The sequence below is a fragment of the Vibrio sp. DNB22_10_4 genome, from assembly GCF_052879755.1.
Window position 1 is genome coordinate 260243 of record NZ_JBNNXW010000004.1, and the last position, 7324, is coordinate 267566.

The following is a 7324-nucleotide window of genomic DNA, read 5'->3' on the forward strand; positions in this document are numbered from 1 at the left end:
GCTTCGTCACACTTGAAAACTCAAACATGTCTGTAGAAAACGAAGCACTTACCCTAAAAAAGCGATTCCGTGGTTACTTTCCCGTTGTTGTCGACGTGGAAACAGCAGGTTTTAATGCTAGCACTGATGCGTTACTGGAAATTTGTGCCATCACTTTAAAGATGGACGAAGAAGGTAACCTTGAACCTGCCACTGTGATGCACTATCACATTGAACCATTCGAAGGCGCGAACTTAGAAAAGGAAGCGCTGGAATTTAACGGTATTCGCGACCCATTCAGCCCACTTCGTGGTGCGGTGTCGGAGCAAGAAGCGTTAAAAGAGATCTACAAAGTGATTCGAAAAGAGCAAAAGCAACACGATTGCAATCGCGCCATCATGGTGGCGCACAATGCGAACTTCGATCACAGTTTTGTGAGTGCGGCGAATGAACGTGCCAAACTTAAGCGCGTTCCGTTCCATCCGTTTGCTACCTTTGATACTGCCACTTTGAGCGGTCTCGCCTTTGGTCAAACGGTATTGGCAAAAGCTTGTAAAGTCGCAGGAATGGAGTTCGATAACAAGGAAGCCCACTCGGCTCTTTACGACACTCAAAAGACGGCTGAGCTGTTTTGCCGAATCGTCAACAAATGGAAGGCTCTTGGTGGCTGGCCGATTGTTGACGACAACCAAGAATAAACAAACACACATTTTTTAGAGATTATTATGAATCCTGTCGTTATTTCCGTTTGCATCATGCTGCTGCTCGCACTGATGCGCGTTAACGTTGTCGTTGCGTTAACATTCAGTGCCATTGTTGGTGGTGTCGTATCTGGTATGTCTTTGACTGACGCTGTTAGTGCCTTTGAAGGCGGCCTCGGCGGTGGTGCCACTATCGCACTTAGCTATGCGATGCTAGGTACCTTTGCTGTCGCAATTTCGAAATCTGGTATTACTGATCTACTTGCACAGAGCGTTATTAAACGCATCCATGGCAAAGAGAGTTCAGCAGGCACAACGGGTCTTAAATATGCGGTTCTTGTTGCGCTTATCTTAGTGACTATGTCGTCTCAGAACATTATTCCAGTTCATATCGCCTTTATCCCAATTTTGATCCCACCTTTGTTAGGCGTATTTGCAAAACTTAAGCTGGACCGTCGTCTAGTAGCGTGTGTGCTGACCTTTGGTCTAGTGACGCCTTATATGGTATTGCCTATTGGCTTTGGTGGTATCTTCCTAAACAACATTCTGCTTAAAAACCTGCACGACAATGGCCTTGAGTCAATAACAGCGTCACAAGTACCAATGGCGATGTTGTTGCCAGCTGCCGGCATGATCACCGGTCTTCTAGTGGCTGTGTTAGTTAGCTACCGTAAGCCTCGCGAATACGCAGAAACCGAGCTAACACAAATTGATGAAGAGCCTTCGCACATCAACAAAAAGAACATTGTTATTGCCATTGCAGGTATCGTTGCGGCTCTCGCTGTTCAGCTAACCTCTGGCTCAATGATCATTGGTGCACTGGCTGGTTTCATGGTGTTCACTTTCGGCGGCGTGATCGCATGGAAAGAGACGCAAGATGTGTTCACTAAAGGTGTACACATGATGGCGATGATCGGCTTTATCATGATTTCAGCAGCAGGCTTTGCTGCAGTAATGAAACAAACTGGCGGCGTTGAAACGCTGGTTGAGGCACTATCAACAAGCATCGGTGACAACAAGCCACTTGCAGCACTGCTAATGCTTATTGTTGGTCTTCTGGTCACTATGGGTATCGGTTCTTCGTTCTCGACGATTCCAATCATTGCAACGATTTACGTGCCTCTAGCACTTGCATTTGGCTTCTCGCCAATGGCAACAGTAGCCCTTGTTGGTACTGCAGCTGCACTCGGTGACGCCGGTTCACCAGCTTCTGACTCAACCTTAGGTCCAACATCTGGCCTAAACGCAGATGGTCAGCACGAACACATTTGGGAAACCGTGGTACCGACCTTTGTCCACTACAACATCCCACTGATTGTATTTGGTTGGATTGCGGCGATGGTGCTGTAGTCATTCGCTTTGAGTAGATTCCTGCCTACGCAGGAATGACGTAACGTAAAAAGGCTTGGTCACTGACCAAGCCTTTTTAGTATCTTGATGAATCCAAGACTATTTCTTTGCTTGTCTTGCTTCAAACGCTGCTAGCTGTTCTGGCGTTGCCTTTGGTTGATGGTTGGTTTTCCATTCATCGTAAGTCATACCGTAGACACGTTCGCGAGCGTCATCAATGTCTAAGTCCAATCCAGCGGTTTCTGCTTCGGCTTTATACCACTTGCTAAAACAGTTACGGCAAAACCCTGCCAAAATCATAAGGTCGATGTTTTGCACATCTTTATTGCTGTCTAGGTGCTCTAGAAGGCGACGAAATACCGCAGCGTCGAGCTTATCTTGTTGCTCTTGAGGTAGATCTTTATATTTGAAATCAGCCACTCTACTTTCCTTTTATTGTTGGTTTTTCTTCCTCCATCCTAACCAACAAACAAAAAAATGCCCAGTCGAAACTGGGCATTTATGACCTATACGTCGTTTAACTCACCATGACTGGTTCGCGCTTTCACATCGTGGCTAAGCGCTTTATTTAGCTCGGCCTCAACGTGACCTGGCGATTGAGTGCGCGCCGATATCAAGCGGTACATCGCTGGGATAACGAACAAGGTAACCAAGGTCGCAAACGCCATACCGAAGAAGATGACCGTACCTACCGCTACGCGGCTCTCATAGCCCGCCCCTGTTGACAGGATAAGCGGGATGGCACCTGCTAGCGTGGTAAAGGCCGTCATCATGATTGGGCGTAAACGTCTTGCCGAAGCGTCGATGATGGCTTTTTCAAACTCGATGCCTTTGTCGCGAAGCTGGTTTGCAAACTCAACAATCAAGATGCCGTTTTTGGTGACCATACCGATAAGCATGATCATGCCGATCTGACTGTAGATGTTTAGACCTTGCTGCATGATAACCATCCCCAAGAAGCCACCAAATACGCCCATAGGTACGGTAAACATCACCACTAATGGGTTCACAAAGCTCTCAAACTGCGCCGCCAATACTAAGTAAGCCACCAAGAGCGCCAAACCAAACACCACAAGGATACTCGACTGGTTCTCTTTGAAGTCTTTTGACTCACCCGCGTAGCTCACCGAAATATCACCCGGCAACATCTCGATAGCTTGACTGTCCATAAACTCCAGCGCTTCGCCCAAAGTGTAACCATCAGTAAGGTTAGCGGTAATCGTAATAGCTTTTTGCTTGTTGTAGTGAGACAAACGAATTGATGATGCCACCTCTTCAATCTTGGTTACCGCATCAAGGGTAACCAGCTCACCAGACTTAGTACGCATGTAGATTTGACTTAAGTCATTGGCGTTATTAAAGCTGTTTTCATCGCCGCGTAAGTAAACGTCATACTCTTCACCGCGATCGACATACGTAGTCTCAGTTTTACCGCCAAGCATGATTTCCAGCGTATCTGAAATATCCGAAACGCTGATCCCAAGCTCTGCAGCACGTTCACGGTCGATGCTTACCACTAGCTCAGGCGTTTTTTCTGAGTAGTTGGTGCTTGCGCCTTCCATATAAGGTGATTGCTCTGCGGCTTGCTCTAGTTTATCTGCCCATGTTTGCAGCTCTGAATAGTCGGAGCCACCAATAACAAACTGCACAGGTTCGCTCGAACCGCCTCTAAAGCCTGGCATAAACGGGAACACACGCACATCGGCAATACCAGCAAGTGCTTTTCTTGCTTCACCTAGCGCTTCCTGAGCCGTGACATTTCGATCATTCCAGTCTTCAAGGATCATAATGACAAAACCGGTTTGGTCACCCGCCTGACCACCAAACGCTGGCGACTGGATGCTAAACGATTTCAAGAAACCTTGACCAAGCAATGGCATCAATCGCTCTTCTACCAAGTCCATGTTCGCTGCCATACGGTTATAGCTGGTCGCATCCGCGCCACGAACAAAGGCAAAGATCACACCACGGTCTTCTGAAGGAGTTAGCTGCGCAGGCACTTGCTGCATCAACTGGAAGCTTCCGCCGACACACGCCGTAATCACGACCGGCGCAAGCCAACGCCATTTTAGCGCTTTCGCAAGCAGTGACTTATAGCCACCCTCTAGCCTCTTAAATCCACGGTCAATGAACTGAGTAAATCGATTCGGCTTAACGTTCGCACGCAAGATGGTGCTACCAAGTACTGGGGTCAGCGTGAGTGCTATTAGCGAGGAGAAGATCACCGACATCGCCAGTAACACTGAGAACTCAGTAAACAGTAGGCCAATCATGCCATCCATAAAGGAGATCGGCAGAAATACCATGACTAGGACCAGTGTTGTTGCAACAACCGCAAAACCAACTTCGCGGGCGCCTTTATACGCCGCGAGTAGCGGCGATTCACCACGCTCAATATGGTGGAAAATATTCTCAACCACAACGATAGCATCGTCCACCACCAGACCAATCGATAAGATCAGTGCCATTAGCGTGATGAGGTTGATAGAAAAACCAAAGAAATACGCCGCGATAAACGATGAAATTAGTGATACAGGTACCGTTACGGCTGGAATGAGCGTCGCTCTCGCCTGTCCAATAAAGATGTACAACACTAAGATTACTAGGCCACCGGTGATAAACAGGGTGTTGTACACCTCTGAAATCGAGCGGTCGATGAACACGGTAGAGTCGTAGTCGATCGCCAGCCGTGTTCCATCAGGAAGGAACTGCTGCAGACGTTCAACTTCTTTGTGAACCAAGTCCGCCACTTCGAGTGGGTTCGCATCTGATTGTGGCACGATACCCATACTCACATTCACGACACCATCGCTTTTAAACGTCGAGTTTTCGTTCTCTGCGCCTACGTAAACATCAGCCACATCTTTTAGGTAAATAGGCGTGTTGTCACTAGCACGCTTAACAACTAGATACTCAAAATCAATCGGCGTGTTGTAGGCACGCGCAGTACGTACCGACATCACTGTTGCATCATTTCGAACTTCGCCGCCTGGGCTTTCTAAGTTTTCACTTCGCAGCGCTACCGTAATATCCGATGCCGTCACGCCGCGCCCTGCCATATAGGCAGGCTTAAGCTTGACGTACATGACCTGATACAAACCACCAGAAACATCCACCGAGCTCACACCGGAAATCAAACTAAATCGGTCAACCAACACACGGTTTACGTAATCAGTAAGCTGAGTTCGATCCATTTCAGAGGAGCTTAGGTTAATATAGAGAGAAGCTTGTCCGCTGCCGTTATTTTTAAATACCAGTGGGTCGTCTGCTTCATCTGGTAATGCGCGCTGGGCTCTTGCTACCGCATCACGAACGTCACTTACGCCAGAATTCAAATCATAACCAAGCTCAAAGGTGACAGTGATACGAGAGCTGCCGTTGCGCGTGGTCGATTCAATCTCATCGATGCCACTAATACCCGATAATTGGTCTTCAATCACCGAAGTAATTTGGCTTTCAATAATGGTCGCGGATGCACCGTCGTAGCGAGTAGAGATCGACACCACAGGGTTTTCGATGTCCGGCATTTCACGTACGGCTAGTTTGCTAAAAGAAACCAGACCAAATACGCAAAGCAATAAGCTTAGTACGATCGCGGCTACCGGACGTTTTACAGAAACATCAGATAACAACATTAGTTGGTTTCCTTCTCTGCTGGCTTAGTCGCGCCTTCAGGTTTGCCGCCTTTACCGCCGACGGGTCTGCCGCTTGCGTCTACTTCCGAAACGGACACGCCATCACGCATGTTCACAATACCTTGAACAACGATACGCTTACCGATTTCTAAACCTTCTTCGATGACTACCTGGTTACCAACACGGGCACCTAGGAACACTTCTGTGCGGTGCGCTTTGTTATTTTCATCAACCACGTAGACATAACGCTTAGTGCCTGAGTACTCCAACGCTTGAACAGGAATGATTGGCGCTTCAATAGGTGGGAATTCCATGCGCGCTTGAGCTAGCATACCTGGTTTGAGGCGCGCTTCTTCGTTGTCGAAATGGATACGAACGCGCAGGTTAAGCGTTTCTTGATTGACTCGAGTATCAATAGCGATCACTTTGCCGGTAAATACGCGAGTTCCCCACGCAGAAGTGCGCGCTGTGACAGCCATGCCCTTTTCAAGCATTGGCAAGTAGCTTTCTGGAACTTGTAAATCTAACTGCATCACAGACAGATCATCGAGCGTGAGAAGTTCAGTACCTACATTCACCAGTTTGCCTCGGCTGAAATCAATCAAACCAACGGTGCCAGAAAATGGCGCTTCTATATATAGGTCATTTAGATTGGCATTCGCTGCATCTAAACGGGCGTTACCAATCTCAACCACCGTTTTTTGGGCATCAATCTCGGTTTTCGTTATCGCGTTGCGGTCCACTAAGCGTTCAAATTCGGCAAGAATACGCTTTTGGTCACGAACATAAGCTTTAGCTTCTGCGACAGCGGCTAATGCTTTGTCATCGTTAAGCTGAACCAGCAACTGACCCTTTTCTACGGTTTGATTGGCTGTCACTTGAATGCTATCAACAATGCCGTTCACCTCAGACGCAATAATGACAGATTCGTCAGCTTCAAGCTTGCCGACTAGTGAAAGCGATTGCGAGACTTGGTGGATAGCAACAGGTTCGGTAACCACCGACACTGCCTTAGCGCCAAAACTCCTTTTGGCAAAACTTGCTGGAGAGGCACATAGAATAGACAGTGCGAGCAAGCCCGTTATGGTTTTATTTTTCATTGTAGATGTCTTATCGTGTAAAAACTTAGGTTATTTTAACGAGTTATACGCCGCGTAACGTCAAGAAGTGTAAATCTATCCATAGGAGTTCATTTACATTTAAGCGTAATCTCTCCTTCTTATCATCACGTATAACCACTATAACTCCCTGCTGTTTAAATAATAATGACTAAAAACACGCTTTTTAGCCGTCTCTGCCCAAAAAGGCACCATTCAGTTCAAAATCAGCAAAAAAGAGTTTACAGCCATACGCAGTTTGTTATGATGCGCTCCGAACTTGAGGGATGTGTTGGGAAAACATCAAACAAGTATAAAACCCTGGGGGGGTTCCCGAGTGGCCAAAGGGAGCAGACTGTAAATCTGCCGGCACTGCCTTCGATGGTTCGAATCCGTCCCCCCCCACCACATTTTGTTAGTTGATGATGTCAGCTAACCAACTTGAATCGACGCGTTGGGAAAACATCGACCAAGTATAAAACCCCTGGGGGGGTTCCCGAGTGGCCAAAGGGAGCAGACTGTAAATCTGCCGGCACTGCCTTCGATGGTTCGAATCCGTCCC

At 47.6% G+C, this 7324-nt stretch carries 5 protein-coding genes and 1 tRNA gene; 3 read left to right on the forward strand and 3 right to left on the reverse strand.

Annotation, left to right across the window (positions count from 1 at the left end; all coding sequences use genetic code 11):
* The first annotated feature begins 26 nt into the window (after positions 1-26).
* Both rnt and ACVA6Q_RS13920 read left to right on the forward strand, forming a co-directional pair.
* Positions 27-677 carry a ribonuclease T gene (gene rnt / locus ACVA6Q_RS13915; RefSeq protein WP_446647904.1) on the forward strand — a complete coding sequence of 217 codons (651 nt, stop codon included), beginning with the start codon at positions 27-29 and terminating at the stop codon, positions 675-677.
* 27 nt (positions 678-704) lie between these two features.
* Positions 705-2030 carry a Na+/H+ antiporter family protein gene (locus ACVA6Q_RS13920; protein WP_353496685.1) on the forward strand — a complete coding sequence of 442 codons (1326 nt, stop codon included), beginning with the start codon at positions 705-707 and terminating at the stop codon, positions 2028-2030.
* Positions 2031-2129: 99 nt separating this feature from the next.
* Here the strand turns inward: ACVA6Q_RS13920 and ACVA6Q_RS13925 are convergent, their stop codons facing one another.
* The 3 genes from ACVA6Q_RS13925 to ACVA6Q_RS13935 all read right to left on the reverse strand — a co-directional run bounded on the left by ACVA6Q_RS13925 (position 2130) and on the right by ACVA6Q_RS13935 (position 6765).
* Entirely contained in the window at positions 2130-2450 is a 321-nt protein-coding gene (locus ACVA6Q_RS13925) for a DUF1244 domain-containing protein (protein WP_042502329.1), read from the reverse strand.
* Between the two features lie 86 nt (positions 2451-2536).
* Entirely contained in the window at positions 2537-5665 is a 3129-nt protein-coding gene (gene vexH / locus ACVA6Q_RS13930; RefSeq protein WP_446647896.1) for a vibriobactin export RND transporter permease subunit VexH, read from the reverse strand.
* Positions 5665-6765, reverse strand: a complete 1101-nt coding sequence (locus tag ACVA6Q_RS13935; protein WP_446647897.1) for an efflux RND transporter periplasmic adaptor subunit — start codon at positions 6763-6765, stop codon at positions 5665-5667. Before ACVA6Q_RS13935 ends, vexH begins: the two co-directional genes overlap by 1 nt.
* A 320-nt stretch (positions 6766-7085) precedes the next feature.
* Here ACVA6Q_RS13935 and ACVA6Q_RS13940 point away from each other — a divergent pair.
* Positions 7086-7170 (forward strand) — tRNA-Tyr (locus ACVA6Q_RS13940).
* Positions 7171-7324 lie beyond the last annotated feature (154 nt).

Excerpts from the sequence above, each read along its gene's own strand:
- rnt (WP_446647904.1), top strand. The coding sequence starts at position 27 with ATGTCTGTAGAAAACGAAGCACTTACCCTAAAAAAGCGATTCCGTGGT.
- ACVA6Q_RS13920 (WP_353496685.1), top strand. The coding sequence starts at position 705 with ATGAATCCTGTCGTTATTTCCGTTTGCATCATGCTGCTGCTCGCACTG.
- vexH (WP_446647896.1), bottom strand. The coding sequence starts at position 5,665 with ATGTTGTTATCTGATGTTTCTGTAAAACGTCCGGTAGCCGCGATCGTA.
- ACVA6Q_RS13935 (WP_446647897.1), bottom strand. The coding sequence starts at position 6,765 with ATGAAAAATAAAACCATAACGGGCTTGCTCGCACTGTCTATTCTATGT.